Origin of the sequence: Thermobifida halotolerans (genome assembly GCF_003574835.2) — a bacterium.
Taxonomy (GTDB): domain Bacteria; phylum Actinomycetota; class Actinomycetes; order Streptosporangiales; family Streptosporangiaceae; genus Thermobifida; species Thermobifida halotolerans.
Map to the genome: position 1 here is coordinate 1,806,427 of NZ_CP063196.1, position 23,046 is coordinate 1,829,472.

At 63.4% G+C, this 23,046-nt stretch carries 13 protein-coding genes; 9 read left to right on the forward strand and 4 right to left on the reverse strand.

Annotated features, from left to right (window positions below; all coding sequences use genetic code 11):
- The first annotated feature begins 117 nt into the window (after positions 1-117).
- From dpdE to dpdD, 8 genes are read left to right on the forward strand one after another with little or no spacing between them, the layout of a single operon-like run.
- Complete coding sequence (gene dpdE, locus NI17_RS08040) at positions 118-3,447, forward strand: protein DpdE (RefSeq protein ID WP_267887185.1); 3,330 nt, start codon at positions 118-120, stop codon at positions 3,445-3,447.
- Entirely contained in the window at positions 3,444-6,026 is a 2,583-nt protein-coding gene (gene dpdF / locus NI17_RS08045) for a protein DpdF (RefSeq protein WP_068690544.1), read from the forward strand. Before dpdE ends, dpdF begins: the two co-directional genes overlap by 4 nt.
- Positions 6,026-6,910 (forward strand): protein DpdG, encoded by an 885-nt coding sequence (gene dpdG, locus NI17_RS08050; protein WP_068690545.1) that lies wholly within the window; start codon positions 6,026-6,028, stop codon positions 6,908-6,910. The genes dpdF and dpdG overlap by 1 nt, the downstream gene beginning before the upstream one ends.
- Positions 6,903-9,977, forward strand: a complete 3,075-nt coding sequence (gene dpdH, locus NI17_RS08055; RefSeq protein WP_068690547.1) for a protein DpdH — start codon at positions 6,903-6,905, stop codon at positions 9,975-9,977. The genes dpdG and dpdH overlap by 8 nt, the downstream gene beginning before the upstream one ends.
- Positions 9,974-10,660 (forward strand): hypothetical protein, encoded by a 687-nt coding sequence (locus NI17_RS08060; protein WP_119268141.1) that lies wholly within the window; start codon positions 9,974-9,976, stop codon positions 10,658-10,660. Before dpdH ends, NI17_RS08060 begins: the two co-directional genes overlap by 4 nt.
- Positions 10,657-15,162, forward strand: coding sequence for a protein DpdJ (dpdJ, locus tag NI17_RS08065; protein ID WP_068690551.1), 4,506 nt, complete (start codon positions 10,657-10,659; stop codon positions 15,160-15,162). Before NI17_RS08060 ends, dpdJ begins: the two co-directional genes overlap by 4 nt.
- Positions 15,159-15,689, forward strand: a complete 531-nt coding sequence (gene dpdK, locus NI17_RS08070; RefSeq protein ID WP_199860003.1) for a phospholipase D-like domain-containing protein DpdK — start codon at positions 15,159-15,161, stop codon at positions 15,687-15,689. Before dpdJ ends, dpdK begins: the two co-directional genes overlap by 4 nt.
- Positions 15,686-17,788, forward strand: coding sequence for a protein DpdD (gene dpdD, locus NI17_RS08075; RefSeq protein ID WP_068690702.1), 2,103 nt, complete (start codon positions 15,686-15,688; stop codon positions 17,786-17,788). Before dpdK ends, dpdD begins: the two co-directional genes overlap by 4 nt.
- Positions 17,789-17,840: 52 nt before the next feature.
- Here dpdD and dbpB (NI17_RS08080) read toward each other — a convergent pair whose 3' ends face one another.
- From dbpB (NI17_RS08080) to NI17_RS08095, 4 genes are read right to left on the reverse strand one after another with little or no spacing between them, the layout of a single operon-like run.
- Positions 17,841-18,956, reverse strand: coding sequence for a DGQHR domain-containing protein DpdB (gene dbpB, locus NI17_RS08080; RefSeq protein WP_068690556.1), 1,116 nt, complete (start codon positions 18,954-18,956; stop codon positions 17,841-17,843).
- 43 nt (positions 18,957-18,999) lie between these two features.
- Positions 19,000-20,187, reverse strand: coding sequence for a tRNA-guanine transglycosylase DpdA (gene dpdA / locus NI17_RS08085; RefSeq protein ID WP_211329498.1), 1,188 nt, complete (start codon positions 20,185-20,187; stop codon positions 19,000-19,002).
- 29 nt (positions 20,188-20,216) lie between these two features.
- On the reverse strand, positions 20,217-21,350 hold the full coding sequence (dbpB, locus tag NI17_RS08090) for a DGQHR domain-containing protein DpdB (protein ID WP_068690558.1): 1,134 nt from the start codon (positions 21,348-21,350) through the stop codon (positions 20,217-20,219).
- Positions 21,350-21,808 carry a hypothetical protein gene (locus NI17_RS08095; protein WP_211329499.1) on the reverse strand — a complete coding sequence of 153 codons (459 nt, stop codon included), beginning with the start codon at positions 21,806-21,808 and terminating at the stop codon, positions 21,350-21,352. Before NI17_RS08095 ends, dbpB (NI17_RS08090) begins: the two co-directional genes overlap by 1 nt.
- Positions 21,809-22,350: 542 nt before the next feature.
- Here NI17_RS08095 and queC point away from each other — a divergent pair.
- Positions 22,351-23,046 (forward strand): 7-cyano-7-deazaguanine synthase QueC, encoded by a 696-nt coding sequence (gene queC / locus NI17_RS08100; protein WP_068690562.1) that lies wholly within the window; start codon positions 22,351-22,353, stop codon positions 23,044-23,046.

The window sequence follows — 23,046 nt, forward strand, 5'->3', positions numbered from 1 at the left end:
TCGTGCAATAAGAGGGCCGACAGCAGCGACAGAGAACTCTCACAGCCTGACAAGCTCAGTGGTCAACCTCTTCCGCACCCATCTCGTCACCGAAACGCTCAGGAGCAGAGAAGCAAGGTGTCAACTGGTCTTCGCGTTGGAAATATCGTTGTATGTCCGAAAAGTCCTGGCATGGGACGAATCGGCGAGGTAGAGCAGGGGCGGGTGCGTGTCGACTTCTTCGAGTCGGTCGCCGATCCTGCAGCCGAATCCATGTGGGTCCCATCATCCACCTGCAACCACGTGCAACTCGCTCCTGAGACCCGTGTCTACTGGCACAATCCTGATACTGGAACGTGGCTGGCAGGCCGGATCAGAGGAACCAAGGGCAACGGCGACGAGTACTTCGTACGATTTCCCAACGTCCCATACGACTTTCCTGTCCCTGAAGAGCAGTTGCGGGTGCGTTGGGACCGGCCAGTACGCAACCCCGTCACCATCCTCACAGCCGGAGGGAACGAATCCCCCTACTACCGCAACGCGCGCCTGTCGATGCTGAGTGACCTGATCAACCAACGGGCAGCCAGCGCGAGCACCTTTTCCCTGCTCTCCTCTGCTGTCGAACTCTATCCTCACCAACTCAACGCTGTGCTGCGTGTCCTCTCCGATCCGGTACGCCGCTATCTGCTCGCTGACGAAGTAGGCCTCGGCAAGACCATCGAGGCGGGGCTTGTCGTCCGGCAGACCCTCATCGACAATCCGGAATCCCGCATCGTCATTCTTGCTCCCGAGACACTACGCCGCCAGTGGGTCCGGGAGTTGCGGGAGAAATTCTTCATCGACGATTTTCCCGACGCCCAAGTGCGGGTGGCCGCACACGAGCAGCCAGAGCGGTGGACCTCCTACCACGGGTGCGACCTGGTCGTTGTTGACGAAGCACACCAACTGGTCCAGGTCAGTGGCCCTGATGAGAGTCCTTACCAACAGTTGTGCGGGCTTGCCCATTCGGCCCCGAGCCTGCTGCTGCTTTCTGCGACTCCTGTCACTTCTCACTACACCACGCACCTGGGACTACTGCACCTTCTGGATCCGGAGTTGTACCGGTGGACGGACCAGGAGGCTTTCCGTTACCGACACCAACTGCGCGCCCGACTCGCCGACAGTGTCTACGGTCTCGACAGCGAGTACACCTACCTGCTGCCCTCCTCCATCGAGGAACTCCGAGGCCTACTCCCTGCGGAAGACAGAAGATTCGCCGAACTGAGCGAACAGATACTGGAACTGCTCGACGAGAACGACGAACTTCGGGAGGACGTGGATGCCAAGGAGTTGGCCTACCGGGTGGAGGCGCTACGCGGCCACATCAGCGAGGCCTACCGACTCCACCGGAGAATCATCCGCAACCGCCGTGCCAAAGTTCTCGCCAGCCAGGAGTCGGAGGAATCTCTCCCCTACGAAGTGCTTGGGCGGCAGGCTCCCGAGCCACTGCTTCTAGACTCGGCGGTCCTGGACACGGCGGCCCACGAGGCGACGACGACCGCAGTGCTCGACTGGCGCAGCAGGATCCATGACGCATTGCTGGACTCGGACGCAGGCGAAGAAGAGCAACTCCCCTACGCTCTGGTACTCGCTGTTCTCACCTCACGATCGGGTGTCCTCGCCGATGACCTGCTGGCCGCGCTGCGTTGGCGGATTCACCAGGACGAGAGTACGGCGGAAACCGCCGGGCTGACCCCGCGCGAACGGGAACTCCTGGCCGCTCCCCCCGTTCTGCCCGTGGAGCGTACGGTGCTAGCCGACCTCCAGGAACGGTTGGCAGGTGCGGAGGACACCGAAGCCCTCAATTCCGTCATTGACCTCATGCTCCCGGTATTCAAGCGACACCCGCGTGTTGTGGTCTTCTGCGGTCCAGGAGCCCTGGCCTCAAAATTGACCGACTGTCTACGCAGCCGCTTCCAGAGAGCACTCTTCTGCGAGCACACATACCGTGTCGGAGCCGCCAAGATGGAAGAAGAGCTCGATACCTGGCGCACATTCAACGGAAAGAAATCGAGAGCTGCCGTCCTGGTGGCTGACAACTCCGCCGAGGACGGTCTTAACCTGCAACTGGCAGACGCCGTCATCCACTTGCGTCTTCCCTGGTCCCCCAACCAGTTCGAGCAGCGCATGGGGCGTGTGGACCGCTACCGGAGCGCAGACTCGCTCCACCGAACCGGTCCCGCAGGACAGTATTGGCTGAGCAGGGGCAGCGGCGGAGACGAGTCCTTCGTCGGAGCCTGGGGGGGGCTGCTGCGGGATGGCTACAGGATCTTCGAGGAATCGGTGTCCACCCTCCAAGACGCCATCGCCGAAGGGCTGACCGAGGTCTGGAAGAACGCCTTGACTAATGGTCGGGAAGGGTTCACTGCGGACGTCCAACGGGTGCGTGCACAGTTGACGACCGCCCGTGAGGAGATCACCAAGATGGACATGCTGGAGTCCATCCACGACACCTCACTGGGAGGCCGTGACATTGCCGAACTCCTTGACTCCTACGAGCAGCGGTGGCGTGACACCCAGTGGGCAGTGCTGAACTACACCTCGAACAGTGGCGGTGGTATCGGACTACAGCGTCGGACCCGCCGACTGAACTCCGTTGAACGGGTGGAATTCGATGTCTTCAGCGCCCAACCCCTGATTGACCCGCGTTCCTGGCGACGCCTCAGACTACGGGTCTCTAAGGAGATGGCGTCTGGAACATTCAACCGTTCGGCTGCACTACGTTCCCCGGGAACCCGATTGTTTCGCAGAGGCAACCCACTGATCGACGAGTTGGCTTCTGTGGTCTTCAGCGATGACAGGGGACAGGTTGCGGCCTTCCGTCGCGTGGATCCCTCCCTGGCTGGGCCCCCCGAGCCCTACTTCGGTTTTCTTTATCTTGTGGAGGCCGACATCGAGGAAGCGTTGGAAATTGTTGGTGATTCCACCGCAGCGCAGGCACTGCGCCGCCATGTGGACAGCATCCTGCCGCCGTTCACCCTGACGGTGTGGCTGTCCGGAGATTCGAAGACCCCGGTCACCGATCCTCGACTGCTCGACTGGCTCAACCTGCCCTACGACAAGAAACGCAGAGATCAGAACTACAACAACACCCGCATCGCCGAACTCATCGAACTCTTCAACGGGTGGGACACCTACCGCCTGGCCGCGGAGAGCGCCGAGGAGGCCGCCCGTAGACGCCTGGTCGACATCACCGACATCGATCAGCGTTGCGCGGAGGCACAACACCAGGCCCGGCAGCAGTTGGCGATCGCCCGTGCCCAGGCAGAGGCACGAAAGGCCGCAGGACGCCTTGTGGGTGACGCCGAAAGCTACCTGACCGACGTCGGTGTAGCCGAAGCGTTGATCGAAGGGCTCAGCAAACCCGTAACCCGTGTTGTCTCGGCGAGTTGCCTGGTGCGCGTCGGGTTGGAAAAGGGCAGGGCATGACCAGTGACCAATGGACGCAGGCACAGCAACTCTTCTCCACTTGGACCGAAGGCCATATCATAGACATCCCCGCTGCGGGCACGGTCCGGCGGTTGAGAGACGCGCTCAACGGCCTGCGCTCCGGAGCAACAGGGTGGCGGGACATCGCCGCTCTCACCCGGCAGGTGCTGTTGGAGGCACAGGTTCGTGGCAACGACTCTCCACTGAATGTGCCCCGACATCCGCTGTTTCCCACCCAGGAGCAGTGGCTCCAGGCCCACTGCGGCGTCACCTACGGAACCGATGAACACACCCTGAGGGTGTGGGGCCAACCGTGGGTTCCGGGAAGTCTCGAAGGTTCCGCAGCCGAAGCGGCCGAATCCGACCTGCGTCAGGTGTACCTGGGTCTGGACTCCCCACAACGCCGTTCACTCACCGAGCGCCCAGGAGACCCCTTCTGGTCCGCCACGTTGGGAGAGGAGTTCCAGCACTATCTGTCCGCAGGCCAGCAGCAGACCGCTCGGTCGGTCGCCCTGGCACCTCCCGGCAGCACCACGATCGTCTGCCTGCCCACCGGACACGGCAAAACGTTTGTGGCATTGGCGGCCGCACTGCTGGACGACCGTAGTGGCGTGTCCGTCATCGTTGTGCCCACTGTGGTGCTCGCCATCGATCTGGAACGGCGTATCCGCGTGCTTGCGGAGAAACGTGGCTGTCCGTCGCCTACCGGGCGCTACGCGTACACAGGAGACCTGCCCGCGGAGGTCAAGGAACGCCTGACCTCCGACATCCGCTCCGGTCGGCAACGGGTGGTACTGGCGGCGCCGGAAGCGGTCACACACGGACTCAAGCGACCGTTGGCGGACGCGGCACGGGCGGGGCTGTTCCGCTACTTCGTACTCGACGAGGCACACCTGGTCGACCAGTGGGGTAACGACTTCCGGCCTGACTTCCAGTCCATCGCTGGCCTACGCCACTCCTGGGTGAGCAACGCGCCGGAAGGACGCGCTCCTCGCACCGTGGCGATGAGCGCCACGCTGACCGACCAGCAGATCACTACCCTTCGCACGCTGTTCGGCTCGCCCGGTCCGGTGGAGGTGATCTGGGCGAAGCAGGTACGCAGCGAACCCAGTTACTACATCGACCAGTTCACCAACGAGGAAGAGCGCACAGCGGCGGTGCTGAAGGCGGCCACCCTGCTTCCCCGGCCACTGGTGTTGTACGTGTCCAAGAGAAAAGCAGCCGAGGACTGGGTCGCCCGGCTACACAACGCGGGAATGCACAGAGTCGCCCGGGTCACCGGAACCTCCTCCGGGGAACAACGACGGGACGCCCTTCAGGGGTGGAGTGGCCGGTTCTCTGAGCAGGACATGCCCACCCGGTTCGATATCGTGGTCGGCACTTCGGCATTCGGCCTCGGCGTCGACCTACCTGACGTCCGCACAGTTGTGCACTCCTGTCTTCCTGAAACGGTGGACCGCTACTACCAGGAGGTCGGTAGGGGCGGGCGTGACGGCAGTCCTTCTCTGGCCTACATGGCCACCGCCCCCGCGGACATCGCCACAGCGGAGAGCCTGAGCCAGGGGTCGATCATCTCCGATGAGAAGGCCTGGCCGCGTTGGCAGGGCATGTTCCACAGCCGTACGGAGGACGGCGCGGTGTTCCACCTCAATCTGGACGCTCTACCCATCCACCTTTCTTCCGGTTACGGGCGAAGCAAGCGGTGGAACATACATACGCTCAACCTGATGGCGCAAGCCGGCCTAATCGAACTTCGGGAGTCCACAGAGCCGCAGCGCGGCCAGGATGAACCCGAAGCCAGTTGGCAACGCCGTCTGCAGGAGTACTACGAGCAGTCGGACTCCCGGATGGACGTGGTGCTTGTTGACGGCCGCACGAACGAACACGACTACTTCACCGCTCGGATCAACGAGACTCGGGCGAGGATCCTGGACAGTCAGCGGGCAGCTTTGGAACAGCTCCACAAGGCGTTGCGCGGCGACCGTTGTATCGGCGACGTATTCGCTGAGTACTACACGGTGGACGACCACATCACCGCTCCCGCCTGTCGCGGTTGCCCGCACTGCCGTCGCGGCGGTCCCACATCCGACCTCGGTTTCTATCAGAAGGGGTGGGAACCCAATCCCAGCGTCGTCCTGTGGTCGAAGTCGCACGCGGATCCGCTGTCCGCGTTCCGTCCTCCCGACCAGGCTTGTCTGAGTATCTGGTGGGACACCGAGGAGGAGCGTGAACTACTCCCCGAACTGCTGGTCCAACTCTGTCGTAGGGGAATGCCGTTCCTCGGCGGCCCTGGAGCAGACGAGGCGACAGTCCGTCGCGTCCAGCGGGACGCCCTGCCCTATCCAGTCGTCTACGACAGTGACCAGAGCCTAGTCTTCACCCATCCGGCTCCGGTGATCTGGGTGGAGGACACAGATCACGAAACGCTGACCTTCGAAGCAGCGGCGCGATTCCACAGCCCCGATGTCCTGTACCTGCTGCATCCTCGGCAGTTGCGCCACCCGGAGCGCCCTGATCAACTGTTGGCTGACCTGCATACAGCCAGCATCCCCCTCCGTACAGCCTGGAAAGCCCTGTAATGACCCTGATCAACGTCTCCGCTTCGATCCCCACTCTGATGTGGCCGGTCGTACGATTCCTGGCCAGTGTCCGCAAAGGCATCGACAAAGAGCGTGCCCGCGCCTATCTCAGCCCACCGGCACTGGGCGACGACGGGAAGGTTTTCGACGCCGCGGTGAGCACGCTGGTGGAACTCGGACTGGTCGAGGAAACCGAAGGCGTCCTCTCGCTCGCCGCCTCCGCCAAGGAGCTCGACGCAGACAACCTGGCCGACTTCCAGAAGGTACTGCGGGAAGCCGTACTGGCTCCTGAGCGCAACACCGGCCTTGGGGATGACGACAGCCACACCGGGCCTCGGGACCTGACACGGGCCCTTGCCTGGTACCTCTCCCTGGACCCGAGTACTACCGCACTCAACTGGGCGGAGGCCCAACAGGTGCAGGAAGAAACCTCTTTCCGCCCTGAAATCGGACGCCCCCTCGTGAACAACACCCGGTGGAATCGTTTCGCGTACTGGGCTTCCGCACTCGGCTTGGCGACACCGTCGCTACTGACGAACGACCGTCTCGTCCCAGACTGCACCACCGCGGTCCGGCAGGTGGTCCAGAGCAGGTGGAAACCTGGAGAGCAACTCCCCGCACTGCAGTTTCTGCACGCTCTCCGTGCTGCCCTGCCTGTCCTGCCCGGCGGAGCCTACGCGGAAGCCATCGGCCTCCCCTCCCCCGGCGATGCGGTCGCCGGTCCTTCCCTCTCCTTCGCCCTGCTTCGCGGCGAGGACGAAGGCTGGCTCCGCCTGGACCGAGACGCCGACGCTCCGCAGTACCTCAGCGTGCACTCCTTCGAACAGGGCACCTCCCCCCGCTCCTGCACCTCGATCACCATTCTGGAGGACCCCCGTGGCTGACGTCTTCCGCGGCTATCTGTGCTGGGACTTGGAGAAGGCTGCGACGACCATCAACACCGAGGCGGTCAGCCCATCCGCAGCGGTGTTCCTGGCCACGCACGCTCCGCTGCGCATCCGGCGTTCCCACATCCAGGGCCGTGACCTGGTGTCCACCGACACGATGGTGAACGAGCACGAGGTGCTCCGCGACTTCCTGGAACGGCGGCCGGACACGGGGACGCTGCTGATGCCGATCATCGGTGACTCCGGCTCCGGAAAGTCGCACCTGGTGCGCTGGGTCAAGGAGCGGTTTCCGCGTTCGGACAGGCACCATGTGATCTATCTGGAGAAGGCCAAGACCAGCCTGAAAGCGGTCATCGAAACGCTGTTGGAGGGAGTGAACGACAAGAACCTGGACAGGTTGCGCGAGGACATCCGGTCTTTCAGCACCAGGATGGACGCAGAGGCACTGGCCCGCCGTCTGGTCAACTCCCTCAATGAGGCTCTCGCCGCCACAAAACCCGCCGAACTCTCAGGCGCGGCCCGTGCCCTGGCGGGGCCCGGCGGACTCGCCATCCTGCTTCAGGACCCGCACATCCAGGAGCACATGCTCCAGCAGGACAAGTTCATTCCGCAGTTCGCGGAACGGCTACTCCACGACCGTAGGGAAGGCGTCCAAGAACGCCCTCCGGCCTTCACCGTCGACGACCTGCCCTTGAATGTCAACGACGTGGGCCAGGCTGCCCAGGTGTCGCAGAAACTACTCAAACTCCTCCTGTCCAGATCGGAGTTGCGTACTGCTGCGGTGGACCTGCTGAACAAGCATTGGGAAGCCGCCGTCAAAAGCGTGTCCAGCCTCAGTTCCGGGCGACTGCACGAAGCCATGCTGCAGGTACGGCAGGCCTATGCCCGCCAGGGCAAAGAGATTGTGCTGCTCATCGAGGACTTCGCGCTGATCCAGGGCGTGCAACGGGACCTGCTGGACGCGATCACCGAGGCGGCCAACCGCTACGGCAATGCCCAGTACGCACCGATTCGCACCCTGATGGCGGTGACCAAAGGCTACTTCCGCGAGTTCCTACCCGAAACCGCGATCAGCCGCATCTCGGCCGCCACCATGGGTTACGTCTACGACCTCGACGTTCCTTTCAACGAAACGGACACCGGAACGGAAGTCATCGCCTCCTTCGTCGGCCGCTACCTCAATGCCGCCCGGGTGGGCCGCACTGAACTGGAGCGCCGTGGCCCCGACGACGTCCCCAACGCCTGTGAGGAATGCCCGTTCCAGGAACCCTGTCACGAAGGATTCGGCGCCACCGCCGAGGGATACGGCCTCTACCCTTTCAACCGGAGCGCCTTGGTCCGCACGGTGCACTCGGTGGCTCCCAAAGAGGAGCCCTGGGCATTCGTGCCGCGCACAGTTCTGGGCAGTGTCATCCGACCGGTGCTGGTGGAGCATGCCGATGCCCTGGCCAAGGGGGCCTTCCCCGACAACCGGTTCCGTGACCGTTTCCCACTCACCGATATCGACAGCCCGCTTCCTGAGAACGTCGGTGAGTTTGTCGCCGCAGTCGACGAACTGGACGGCGAACGCCGGAAGAACGTGTTGGAGATGTGGGCGGACGCACCCCACAACCCCCACCACGTGCCACCAACCGTACTCGAGGCGTTCGGTCTTCCTCCCCTACCGCAACGGGACGACCGGTCCTTCACTGAGACAGCGTCTCTCCCGAAGCCCAGGAACACCGCTGTCGAGTCCGCACCCAAAAGCACCGCCCCCGAAACCGACATTCCAGCGTCCATCCGTCGCAAGTTGCAGACGATCAGCGACTGGAACTCCCGCAAAAAACTCCTCCCCCAAGAGGAGGCCCGGGAGATACGTACGATCATCGTGGACACCATCAGACGTCGCTATCTCTGGCTGTCGCCACCCCTGCGGGAACAGTCCACGGACGTCATCCGCAGGGCGCTGCCCCCCAAATCCACCAGTGTCTCCATCGAGGGGGCGAACGCCGAGAATCTGCCCGGCGTCGAGAACGCTCCCGTCCGGTTCCGCCGCACTGCGGCCAACAGCCTCTTCTTCCAGAACCTCATCCTGGCAAACAACAACGTCGGTCGTCCGCGCTCCGAGGACATGCGCCGTCTGGCCTCTTTCGCGGAGGAGAAGACCGACGTGCTCATGACCGCTATCCAGCGCCACCTCGGCACCTCCGACGACGACCTGGTACTGGGACTGCGGGCTTCCCTGCTCGGTGCCGCACTGGCTGGACAAGCGACTCCGGACATGACCGAACCCGAACTGCTGTCCGCTGCATTCGACTACGGTCAGGACTGGGAGCGCGGCGACACGGCCATCCGTTCCGCGGGATGGACGAGAACTCTGGGACGCCATTTGGAACACCGGAAACTCCTCGTAGACACCCTGCGTTCCAGCCTGGGCGTCGCCCAGGGCACCGGCTCGGTGCGCATGATCGACGCTGCCCGTGCCCTGCCGCTACTGCGCCGCGCCACCGAGAAGTGGGAATGGGAACTGGAGGGGCGTCGCCTTCCCGAGTGGATGTCCAAAGCGGTGGGCAATTTCTCCTCCTGGAACCAATGGATGGAGGAGCACGCCGAACTGCTCCGCGGCCGCCTGCAGGAGATCCGGCGACGGCTCCCCAGGGGCGTCAACGGCCGTGAAACCGTGAAAGCCGTGGAGACCGCGCTCAACGAAGCCCGCAAGGTGGGACTGCTGTCCGCCCTGTCACCGGGAGACCTCGCTCGCCTACAAGAGTTGCTGCCCCGCCTCGCCAAAGCGAACTGGCAGGTCGTCTCCCACCTGGAGACGGATCTGGAACGGGCCGCGAATGAGAAACATTCCCCGAACCAGCGCCGACTCTCACTGATCAGCGCGGTGACGCGAGACCGCGGTTCGGTATTGACCGACATCCAGGAGTTCCTGACCATCTCCGATCGGTGGCTCGACTCGGCACTGGTTCAGGCGACAAACCGCAGTGGCTCGTTGGGCGACGCCGCGGCCCGCGAACTCCAGGAAGTCATGGCGGAATGGGCCTCGTTGATCAGTCAGGAAGGTGAGCAGGACCGGTGACCGCTCAATCCGTATTCGACAAGGCGCACGCACTGCAGAGTGAGGCACGCAGACTGGACACCAGCGCCAAGGGCGAAGAAGACGCCCGGAGAGTGAATCAGCGTGTGCAGGAACTTCGAGCCACACTGCGTGACCTCGACCGGCAACTCCAACTCGCCAGGGCGCTGCGGAAGCGAACAACCGCCCAGGTGGACCTGTCAGGGATGGAGGACGGATACGCCGAGTTCGCGCGCAAAGCGGGAAACGGGCTCCCCAAAGATCCGACGTTCAACGCCGCTCGGCGCAGGGTAGAAGCAGTGACCAAACTGCTTTCCGAAAAAAACCTGCTCGCCTGGCAGGAGTGGACCCAACAGCAACTAGCGAAACTTCCCACGGACCGACTGGTGATGCTGCCAGGTGACCAGCAGCGGTCGCTTCGCACAACACTGCGCAACCTCGATGCCCTAGCGAAGCGTCCCTCGGACAGACTCAGCACATCCGACATCACCGAGTTCACCGCCTCCTACGAACGGGTGAGCGAGGAACTGGCCGAAGCTCCAGAGCCCCCCACCCCTCTGCTGACCCTGCTGGAGAAACTGGCCTCCGACGAAGTGCCGTTGAGCGAAGTAACGGACGAGGAGATCGTCCTGCTTCGTGAGTGCGGCCTGGACAGGGTGGTCAAGTTGCGCAGGAGTGGCATGTGACTCCGAAACTGAGCATCGAGTTCCTCAACCACGTCCTCAATACCTTGGAGGACCTCGAACTCCCACTGCTGTCCTGGGGTGTCACAGAGGGAGCGATGTCCGAGGAGGAGGTGCTCAACGCGATCGAGCACGCGTTGAGCAGTACCCCTGGCTCCCCCCGTGATCTCTTTCCGGAGGACGTGCGAGACCTCCTCATACGGCAGGGCCTGCTTTTCCGTGTCCCAGGAGAGTCTTCGAGCTACCGCACCCGGTTCGCCGAAGCGCTCCGTCTCACCGTGCACCTACGGCAACTCTTCCCCAGGTGGAGGCGAGAGGGGCCTCCTGCGAACTGGTGGCGAAGCGGTCGGCGACTGGTGGCCGACTACCGCCTACACGTCGCACCGCGCCGATACCCGCGACGCGACGTGCCCGCCTCCACCGCGCTGGAGGAGTTCGCCCAACTCGACGGGTGGGGGTCGCTGCAGGAACAGGTGGCTGCCGCACAGATCAGCGACTACAGCCTGGCCCGGTTTCAGGTGCGGGCCACCGAGGCCATCTTCGACTCACTGGCACGGCGACAGTCTCGCGGCGTCATCATCGGCGCGGGCACCGGCAGCGGCAAGACGCTCGCTTTCTACCTGCCCGCGTTCGCTGCCATGTCTGCGGAGACCCACCGCCGTCAGGTTCACACTCTCGCCCTGTATCCGCGTACCGAACTCCTCCGAGATCAACTGCGTGACGCTGTCGCCGCTGCGCTGAAGGTCAACCCACTGCTGGTCGGTGAGAAACGGCGACCACTGCGGATCGGAGTTCTCTACAGCAGCACCCCTTACTCAGCGAGATCTCTGGATTCTTCCCAGGCCAGTAGCCAGGGTTGGAGGCGGTTGCGCACCGGCCTCGTCTGTCCCTACCTGACCTGCCCCGCTTGCTCCAACGGCGCACTAGTCTGGTCTGCGCAGGACTGGAAAGCCCAGGTGGAGCGGCTGCATTGCCAAGACTGCGGCCTGCAACTCCCGGAGGACCTGCTCGCCCTGACCCGCGACTCACTGCAGCGCCACCCACCGGATCTGCTGTTCACGACGACGGAGATGCTCAACAGGCACAGCACCAATCCGTCCCTGGCTCCACTTCTGGGGTGGAGCGGACGGGCCCGACCGTCTCTGGTGCTGCTCGACGAGGTGCACATCCAATCCGGTCCACAGGGCGCTCAGGTGGCATTGCTACTGCGCCGGTGGCGGCATGCCGTACGCCAACCCGTCACCTTCGTCGGGCTGAGCGCGACCCTGAAGGACGCTCGCAGATTCTTCGCTCAGTTGACCGGGCTACCGGAGACAGATGTCGATTACATCGAACCCGCGCCTGACACGATGGTCCAGGAGGGTCGGGAATACTCCCTGGCCTTGCGCGGCGACCCCCTCTCTGGTGCCAGCCTGCTGTCCACCTCGCTGCAGGTGTCCATGCTCTTCGGTCGTATCCTGGATCGGCAGACGTCCAACCGGAGACCGAATTCCTTATTCGGCTCCACAGGTTTTCTGTTCACCGACGACCTGGATGTCACCAACCGGTTCTACAACGACCTGCGCGATGCCGAAGGCGGACAGACCCGGCGCGGACACACCAGAGGACGGGCGGTACTGGCCGCGCTGCGCTCCCCGGACCTCCCCCAACGCGCCGAACGCTACCAAGAGGGGCAGTCCTGGGAGTTGGTGGAGAGGATCGGCCGCCATCTCTCTCCGGATCTGCATGCACAGGAGTTGCGGATCGGTCGGACCTCCTCGCAGGACGCCGGGGTCAATCTCGACGCCGATTTGACGGTCGCCACGGCTTCACTGGAGGTAGGCTTCAATGATCCTTCGGTCGGTCTGGTGCTGCAGCACAAGGCGCCGCGTGACGCGGCCGCCTTCATCCAGCGCCGTGGACGTGCTGGCCGAATTCGTGGCACCCGGCCGATCACTGTCATCACGCTCTCCGACTACGGCCGCGACCGCTTGGCCTACCAGGGATACGAGACGCTCTTCTCTCCTGAAGTCAGTCCCCGCAACCTTCCGGTAGGCAACCGGTATGTGGTCAAGATCCAGGCCGCCCAGGCCCTACTGGACTGGCTAGGCCGTGATCTGCAACGGCAACACCGGGTTGATCCGCGGGCACTGCTGAACGGGATGCGAGCCCGGCAACTAGACCCTGCGAACTACCGCAGAGCTCGGGAGTGGCTGGTCAAACGACTGCGAGGGCTACTGGAAGACAAGGAAGGACTGCGTGACAGTCTCGCCAGGCATGTGCAGAACGCACTGCAGTTGAGCGCCGATGCCACCCAGGCGGTGCTGTGGGAGCAACCGCGCTCCCTGATGCTGTCCGTGGTCCCCACCGCACTGCGTCGCCTGCAGAGCAACTGGCAGTCGCTGCGAAGAGATCCAGCAGCGGAACGGGATTCGGTGCTTCCCGAGTTCATCACCCGGTCACTGTTCGAACCGCTCAACGTACCCGAAGTGGAGTTCGACCTTCCTTTCGAGGCCGAACCCGAGTCGCTGCCCGTAGAACGCGCACTGCGGGAGGCGGTACCGGGCAGGGTCAGTCGCAGGTACGGCTACCGGCGAGACGACCATCGTACCTGGCTCCCTCTGCCCGTCGACGGGCAGCAGACCCTGCAGATCGACGCTCTCGCCCCAGACAGTTCCGGTCAGGGCGAGTGGCTTCCTTACGGTCCCCACCAGCAGCGCCTGCGCGTCTTCCGGCCCTTCCGCATCAAGCTGCAGACTCCCCCGGAGGATGTCAGCGACCACTCTCAGGGACGACCGCTCTGGGGCTCTCAGATCATCGCCTCCGAGGCAACTCCCCCCCACGAGGCCGAGGTTCCTCGGGTTCTGCCTTGGAAGGAACGCGTCCAATCGGTCGGGTTCGCCACCCATGCGGCAGGTAACCCCATCGAGGTGCGTCGGATGACCTACGGGGCGGACTGCGAAATCAGTCGAACCGGTAGTCAGTCCAGCGAACGACGTACCGTACGCTACGCACACGGGGACACACCCGCTGCGTTCGGCTACCGCCTGGAGGTGGACGCCCTGCGACTGCGGGTGGCCCCCCTGGATCTGTCCCAACCTACAGTCCGGGCCTACCTCGCCTCACCGGCGTGGCGATCCAAGGCCTACTTCCGCGCGTTGGCCGAGGATCCAGAACTGACCAAGGTGGCCAATAGTTTCCAACGCGACTGGTTGGCACTGGTCTATCTCACCGCCTTCTCACTGGAGGGTCTGGACGGGAGTCGCACCCCTCAGCAGATCCACGCCACTCTGGCAGACGGTTCCTGGCGGGAAAGACTGCCGGAGATCCTCAAGGTGCTCTACCGGGAGGAGGCGTCCGAAAACCGACCCTCCGTGGACGCGGAACAGGCACCCGCGGATCGACTCATCAACGCGTTGACCGAGGTGAGTAACAATCAGGTCGTCCTTGATGCGTTGAACCGCGCCAGCCAACTGCTCGTCGCTGACGACGTCGCCGAGCGCACCGCAGAACTGGCGTGCCGTGCCTACTGGGACACCCTGGCCTCCGCCGTGCTACAGGCATGCCTGCTCGCCTGCCCCGACGCCCAGGACAGCGACCTGATCGTGGATGTCCTCCCCACTCTGGAACCGGGCGGCTCCGCCACCATCTGGTTGAGCGAGTCCTCCGCCGGTGGACTCGGCGTCATGGAATACCTTGTCGAGTACTACAGTCAGGATCCAAGGCGCTTCTGGACATTGGTGTCGGCCGTTCTCCGACCGAACGAGTATGAGTACACCGACGCGACGCTTACTCGGCTACTGGAGTACGTCGTCCAGGAGGAACCATCCGGCGAGGCATCGGTCACCATGGAACTGCTGCGCTCAGCGGGCTCCGCATCCGACGCCGACCGCGCGCTGACCCGCCTCCGGACCGCGTGGGCCGATCTTGACGGTCCTCCCCGCCACAGCGCGATAGCTGCACTCTCCACCCGCCTGCTGCGTCCCGGCAGCGACCGGAGAACGGACGCCTTCGCCCTGCGGTTGGTCACCGAATGGACGGCTCTGGAACAGCGACTGGGCTTCGAGGTCGACTCACGGGTAATCGCCTACGCTGTCGGTTCGGGACGACTGCGCCTCGACGGTGGTCTCAACCTCGCAGCCGACCAGGTGTTCAGTCTGCTGTGGCCACGCGGGGACCGCGCCCGTAACCACCATTTGGAGTACTACCAACCCTTCGGCAACGCCAACCGTCCCACGGTGTTGGACCGAATGCTCGCCGAAGCCGCACATGACGAGCAACTGCCGAGGATCACAGTGACAGAGGCCGGTTGGGAAGAGCGTTACCGCCGGGCCATCGCTGACGCCCGCGCGGTGGAGTTGATCTGTCCGACCTCCGAACGCGCAGCGCTGAGTGAGGCACTGCTCCGCGTCCCCGCCCTCTCTGTCGATCTGGACGTGTTGCGTGTCTACGGCGACGTCATATCCATCAATCGGTACGGCAGAGAGTTCCGCTGCCGCGTGGAACTGCTGGAGACAGAGCAGTGAGTCAAAGCGAGACACTGGAACGCACGGTCCGCACCGGCACGGGAACCGGACTGCGTGCCGACACACTGCTGGCCACAGCCCTGCTGGCAGAGTTGGTGTCCCCCAGCCCGGAGTTGTGGATAGTCTCGGCGTGGATCAGCGACGTCGAGATACTCGACAATGCTCATGCGGGTTTCAGCGCGGTACTTGACGAGAGCAGTGCGTCGGCGTGTCATTTGTCGACGATACTGGGGCTGATCGCCAACACCGGTGCCCGCGTCCACATCGTCACCCGGCCCGGCCCCCACAGCGGGACGTTCGTCTCCCGCGTCCGTGCCCTGGTGCGGAACCCGGAGCGGCTGCACGTGGTGTTCGACAGCAGGGTGCACGAAAAGACGATATGCGGTCGGAACTGGATCCTAAGCGGTTCCATGAACTTCACGGTCAACGGTCTGGGAAGCAACAAAGAGCAGGTGACCTACACCGTGGGAGGCGGCCGGGCCGACCAGGCCCACCTCGACTTCACGGAGCAGTGGGGGGCCGCATGACGGATACACGACAGATGGACGGCATCACCCGGGCCTGGAACCAGAGCGACATCGATCCCTTTCTCAAGGACTTCTTCGGCGAAGGCAACGACGCACGGCGCTACGGATCCGTGATCGAGTTGTACATCAACGCTCTTCGGGGCGGCAAGGACGCTCCCGCGGTGCTCCCACGGTTCATCGCGTCCGACAACCAGTTCATGATGTACGTCATCGCCCGGGACGCCGCAGAGGTCTCCTGGCTGCGTGACCTTCTCGAGGCATTCGCTGGACCCACGTACTGCACAGACGGTTGGACAGCACCGGCTCGGCTGGATCCACACGACCCGGTTGACGCCGCTGTGATCGATTTCGCTGGCCCGGACCGCACGTTCGTCCTCAAGGGCGGTCCCAACCGTGAATACCGGACGGTCCTGCGCCAGATGCTGAAGCTCATGCAGGACACTATTGCAAGCAGTCCGCGACGCGAGTTGCGATTGTCTCGCCCGCTGGGTCGGTTGCTCGCGGAGTTCAACGCCGCACTGGCCGCAGGGGGCGAGGCGGCGTCCCTTGAGGTGTTGGAGCAACTCGCGGCACGAGGCGGCTTGGGGGCGACCAACCTTGCCCATCTACGGATCAAGCGACTTGACCGCCTGGGGCTGAGCGAGGAGTTGCTGGCGCTGCCAGGTTTGAACAGCGTACTCCGTCAGAATCCGCCGCTTCCGGTAAAAGAAGCTGTGCTCAACGCGGTCCATTCGGCAATCGTGGCGGAACCGCTGTCCCGGGACGGTCTCGTTGCAACTCGGGATGCTCTCTTCAATACGAACCTGCCCAGTCCCCTCCCCTGGCACGAGGACGTGGGGCCATACGGGGACGAAGCCGTGACGGTACTGGTCACCGCAGCGATCGCGCGTGATGACATCCCCACCGTGCGGCGGATGCGAGCTCGGTTGGCAGAAACCGGACGTCTCGGGGTATTGCCGGAACCACTACGGGAAGCACTGGGGCTCCTAGCCGATGCGGACGACAGGCAAGCAGAAGACGAGTCACGCTCTACCGCCACGGGGACGGTTCACTCCTCCGAATCCGGGATTGCGGGAAACGAAACCGCCGAGCAGGCGAACGCCGCGTCTGCCACTGCCCAACCACCCACCTCCTGGCCCGAACTGATGGCCGCCATGAGCGGGGACGAAACCCGTTACGCGACTGTCGTTCGCAACGCGGGCTGGCGCAAGTGGCCGTCGCCTGCCGAGAGCGACCGAGAGCTCAGCGCGGTGGCCGACGCTCTGGATTACCTGGGGTGGGAACGTGCCTGGCAACATCTGACCGCCCCATTCATCGACGCGGTGGGATACGAGCAGCCCGCTCCGAGCACCGCACTGTCGTTCCTCACCTACGCAGTCTCCTTCGACCGGTTCGGCCCGGGCGACCTGGTCACAGTGCAGGCGCTGCTGGAGATCTACTTGCGCTCAGCACCCCCAGCGGACGCTTACCGGGAGGTTCTTGACGCACTGCGTGGTTCCTGCGAGCAGTGGGTGTCGCCGAACAACGCCGTCGAGGTTCTGGACTTCGCGGACCGACTCGTCCTCGCCGCGTGCCCTGACCCCGAAGCCCGAACGCGTCTGGCGGTCGCCCTTCTGGAGCCACTGCACCGACACCGAGGACGACTCAAGCCGTCGGACCTCTTCTCCGCACGAAAACTGTCGAAGGAGTTGGAACTCGGCTTCGACTGGACACTGCCCGAACAGATCTCCTCCGAGGAGGAGAACCCCCTCCCCGACAGGTCATTGACCGCCTCGGTGCTGCTCTACTCTTTGGACCCCGATGTGCTGCAACGTACCGCCAAACACCTGGGTGAACAGTTCCCGGAGGTACGGGTGGCACTCGCACAGGACAAAGTGGGCGGTGACTCGCTCCGGCAGAAGGCTCGCAACGCGGACGTGATCGTGCTTGCTGTCCGCTGTGCCACTCATGCGGCGACGGGATTCATCAACCAGCACTCCAATGGTGCCGTCCTGCGTCACGCGAACGGCAGTGGCTCTGTCTCGCTGCTGCGGGCGACGGTGGAGGGGCTGGCCGAATGGAATACCGCTGTCGGAGGTAAACGCCGCAGGCGGCGGTGATAAGAACGCCACCGGTGGGGCTGGGCGCCTGATCGCACCCAGCCCCACCGGGTCACCCCCGGGTCTCCGCTGTCCGGATGACCCGCAGCAGGTGGGTGGTCAGCTTGCGCACGTCGTTGGGTGTGTTCTGCAGGCTGTTCCACTTCTGCTCGTCGTCCTCCCCAAACCGCCACGTGCCCTCCGTCCAGGCGACGTGCGGACGCAGGCTCTCCAGGGCGTCGCGTACCCTGATGCAACGCACTCCCTCTGCGGGCAGCTCATCGGTGAGGGCGTCCATGACGAACCCCATCGCCTGGATGCCAACGCCGTGGGTGAGTCGGGAGTGGCGCGGCGGTTTACGCCAGGCGTCGGGAAAGATCTCTTTGACCAGTCCCCAGAACCCCTTCAGGTGGGTCAGCATGCGCTCGACGTCGCCGCTGCCGTCGACGGGATTGCGGTACTGGTAGAGCGCACCCTCGAAGAGACTGTGTTCCAGCATCTTCAGCAGGCTGTTGTCCTTGATGTAGCCGTCGGGTGCGGTAGGGCTGGCGACAAGGCCATAGAAGGGCCCGTCGCCGTCGATGTTGAGCCGGGTCATCAGGTAGGCGGGAAGTTTGCGTCGAACGTAGGCGGGCGGCAGGTGACCGGTGGTCTCGGGCAGCAGTTCGTGGATGAGGCCCTTGGGCAATGGCTTGGTGGAGTTGACCAGGATGAACTGGGAGCGCTGTTCCTCCACGTTGTCGGCGATGAAACCGACGGCGGCCACGGGGAACTCCGCCAGATCGGCATCACGGATAGCGGCGCTGCGCTGTTGGCCGTCCACAAGCCAGGCGGGTTTCTGTTCCTCGGGCAACGACTCGTCGACAGGGATCACCAGTTCTCCGGGAATGGCGTAGTCGACGCTGCCCGTCTGACCGTGGCCGACGAAAGTAACCCTCGAGTCGAAGGCCAGGACAATGGCGTTGGGCATCATGGCCCCATCCGACTCCAGGTAGCGACGGATGGCTCGGATGTGACTGAGTACCTCGGGACGCTGATAGCCCTGCAGTCGCTCCTCCTTATCCCGCCGGACGCGGGACACGGCGGCGAAGCTGTGCAACTTCTTGCCGTCGATGGCGAAGCAGTAGATCCGCCGCTTTCCCTGGTGCACTTCCAGGGCGGGGATCCGGAGCGAATACTGGTCAGCCACGTCTTCTCCCAGGTCGAGCCGTGAAATAGTTGAGGGGTTGTTGTCAGGCGAAATCAATGTCGTTCATCTTGGACCTCAAGATCGTGAGGTTGTGAAATCCTCTGCGCTTGTTCCGCTCCGACCCTCGGAAGATGATGATCTCGATCCCGTGCTTCTGACACAGAGCGCAGGAGCACGACTTCCATGGAGTTTCTTCGAGCGTGCGCCGGTACAGGTCGATGTAACTTCTCTTCTTAGAGGTGTTGACAATCCGCTCGTAGTTCACGAGCGCGTCGAGGACGTCGTCGATCCGCACGTTTCCCTGATCGTATCCACGTAGCAGGCGCAAGCACTCACGTTCCGCAACCACCGCTTCCGCCTGGGACACCGCTCCGGAAAGGATTTGACGTTTGAGTGCGGGGTTGCCGTCGACCTGGGGGACCCGGACCGCGGTGAACATGGAGTCGCGAGTGTGGTAGTTGTTTCGGTCATCCATGAACGCCTGCCGGAAGGCCGACGTACTGTCGAAGCTGCGCACGCCGAAGTTCGCGAAGAGTTCCATGCTCTCCACACGTGTGATCCCGAGCAGGTGGAGTTCAGTTTCGGGGGCGCGAATCTTCTCGATCTCTTCCAGACATGCCAGGATCTCCGCAGTCTTGAGTGGGACCATTCCCCCAAGAGCGATGCGTCGATACCCCATCTGCTGCAGCCGGTTCACGCTGTCCGCGTAGCTGGCCGGACTCCAGCCCTGCGCGGCACCGACCGGAATGAGCCGGGACCTGCGTTTGCGGAGTTCAGCCAGAAAGTCCTCGGCGAGGTCCAAAGAGATATGGCGACGTTTCACCCACGCCGGATCGGCCTGTTTCTCGTCTGCGTCAGACTCGTAACCGAAGATCACATGGTCGATACTGACACCCTCGTCGAAGCCGCACTCTTCGTAGAAGTCCACCACCTCGGCGACGTTGTACGGCGGATATTCCTCGTTGATGTAGTTGAAGGCACCACAGTCACCCAACGTCACTATCTCGGGAGGCAGTCGGAAGAACCTTCGTACCCCCATGCGGTAGAGCCTGGCACGCTGGGGTTCGGTGTACTTGCCAGCTTTGCGCTCTCCTCCGTCGACGATGGCCTTGCTGACAAGTATGCCGTTGTAAGGGATTGGCGTGACCACCTCGTGGGCGTACTGATCGTCCCGCTGCCGCACCCGGACAGGCGAGTACTCATCAGTGAGGAAGTCGTAGGTCGGACTCACCAGGTCCTGGCTATCAGGAAAATAGAATCTCACGACGTTTTCGCCTTCGTCTGAACGTACTCGCGGATGAGGTAATTGGAGAGCGTGCTGATGTGGCGAGGGGTGTTCTGCAGTTCGTTCCAGTTGACGTTGAGGGCCTGCCACCGACCGTGGGTCCAGCAGCACTTCCCTTTGATCAGTGCCAACTCCGCGCAGGTGCGTTCCACTGCATCCTCGGCCGTCACATCGACGTTGGCCATCACACGATCCATCAGGCGTCCCATGGCGCGGATTCCCACCCCGTGCATCAGTCGGCTCTTGGTAGGCGGCAGTCCCCAGGCATTGGGGAATGTGTCACGGACCGCCGCCCAGTAGGTGGCAAGCACCCTGAGAATTGCCGCCGTATCCGTGGTGTTGTTCAACAGGTTCCGGTGGAGGAACAGGACGCCAGCCGAGGAGTTCAGCGACTCTTCGATGGCGGTCATCAAACTGTTGTCTTTGATCACCGCTTGGCTGCGGTCCTCCGTCTTGGTGGAGGCGCGTTTGATCATGCCTCGCAGTGGCGAGTCCGCGTCCTGGTTGAGAACGTCCACCAGTGCGGAGGGCAGCTTCCTCGCAGAGAGCTTGGCGGGCAGTGGCATCCAGACCTCGGGCAACAACTCTGAGACCAGGTTGGATGGAAGTGGGGAGACAGTGTTGACCCGGAGGAACTGGTCACGCTGGGTGGTCAGGTCCTCGGTGACGAATCCCGCGACGGTGACGGGCAGTCGGTTGTGTCGGGTACGGGCGAGAGCGAGACTGCGCTGTTGACCGTCGACGATCCAGGCCGGTCTGGGCTCCCCCGGTGACTCCGGGAGCCTGATCTCCAGAGTGCCACTGGTGGCCAACCCGTCACTGGCGGCGGGGCCAGGACTGGACCGGAACCGGACGCTGTTTGGCAACGCCAGGATCAGGCTGTTGGGGAACAGCACCTCGTCGCTGTCAAGGTACTCCAGGATCTGCCGCACGTGCTGCTTCTTTTCCGGCCGCTGGTAGCCGATGAGCTTTCCCGCCTCGTCCCGGGAGATGCGTGCCACATCTGCTACCTGGTTGATCTCCTCTGCGGCCAGTGTGAACAGATAGAGCGGGATGTTCGGGTGCTGGTGAATCTTCAGTGCCCTACGCTTCAGAACGAGACCTGACATCACTCTTCCATCGTCGCGGCGTACAGAAGAGCGAACCGCTTCTGTTCGCAGGCTCTGCCGCTCTCCCGCAGCAACCGGTGGAGTCTGGTTCGGGAGTAGCCGGGGTTCCTCGCTGACTCCGTCCGTATGAACTCTCGAATCTCTTCGTCCGTCATTGGAGTCCGCTGATAGCGCTCGTGGTGCTCCGCGGCGGCGGCCCACCTCTTCCAGGAGGCAGCGGTCTCGGCGGAGACGAGTGGACGTCCCGTCCTCCAATGCTTGAGCCAGGAAGCGGCCATACGTACGTTCAGGCTGGTGAGTGTGCCTCCCAGCGCTCCCCGCAGTGCACCGTTGGCAGGCACTCGGTGAATACCGGGAATGTCACGTTCCCCACCGATCAGCAATACGTCGTCGCCTCTCTGTCCTGCGGCGCGCAGTTCGTCGTGCATCGCGGCCGCGTAGGGCTCTGAGAGCACCAAGAGAGCGGGACCTTGATCTGCTAGCTCGCTGAGTGTGGTGGCTCCACGCGCTTCCTGGAGACGGCCCCACCACCGGGTTCGCTCCGTTCTGGTCGACGCGACGGAATCTGCGTGCCGAGCCCCGAAAGTCGCCGCATACGGAGGTGCGGTGTTGGACACCGACTGGAGTCCCAACCCGGCAGAGGCGACCCACAGCTGGGGAGAGAGTCCGGCCGAGACCGCGGTCTCCACCAGAACGCGCACTTGGACCCAGTGTTCTCCCTGGTAGAGCTGGGCGAGTGAAAAACTCCTCGGTACTTCGCCAAGACGTTTGTCCCAGATTGCCACACGGTGGTCAACGTTGCCCTCGGGGAGATTCCGAGCCAGGAGTTCGGGAGCCGGACGCGCCATCTTGCGATCTGTGCAGGTAACTACAAGTGATAGTTGCCTCACAATCTCCGGCTCCTCAATTCGCCAACTCGAACTTAATGTGGATCACTCTACCTCGGAGTTAGCGCGTATAGGATCATGACTGGTCCGCAGCCAACTGGAGGGCGAGAGACATGGAACGACCCGCAATCGTACTACTCAGCGGCGGTCTGGACTCAACAACCGTGTTGGCCATCGCCCGCGAGCAGGGCTTCACCCCGTACACGCTGAGTTTTCGCTACGGGCAGCGGCACAGCCTCGAACTGGAGGCCGCCAAGCGGGTGGCCCAAGCCATGGGCGCGGCACGTCACGTGATCACCGACATCGATCTGCGGGTCTTCGGTGGTTCGGCATTGACCGACGAGATCTCAGTTCCCAAGCACGGCAGCGTGGAGGAGCTCGACGCAGCAGCCGTCCCGGTGACCTACGTGCCGGCCCGCAACACCATCTTTCTGTCCTTCGCCCTGGCCTACGCCGAGGTGGTCGGTGCCCAGGACATCTTCATGGGCGTCAACGCGGTGGACTACAGCGGCTACCCCGATTGCCGCCCCGAGTACATCGCGGCCTATGAGAAGATGGCCAACCTTGCCACCCGGGCAGCCATCGAGGGCGAAGGGCGTATCACCGTGCACACCCCTCTGATCACCCTGTCCAAGGCGGACATCATCCGCGAGGGAGTGCGGTTGGGCGTGGACTACTCCCTGACCTTCAGCTGCTACGACCCCGACGAACAGGGCAGATCCTGCCGGAGGTGTGACACCTGCCTACTGCGGCTCAAGGGGTTCACCGAAGCCGGGTTTATCGATCCCATTCCTTACCAGGCCGGTTGA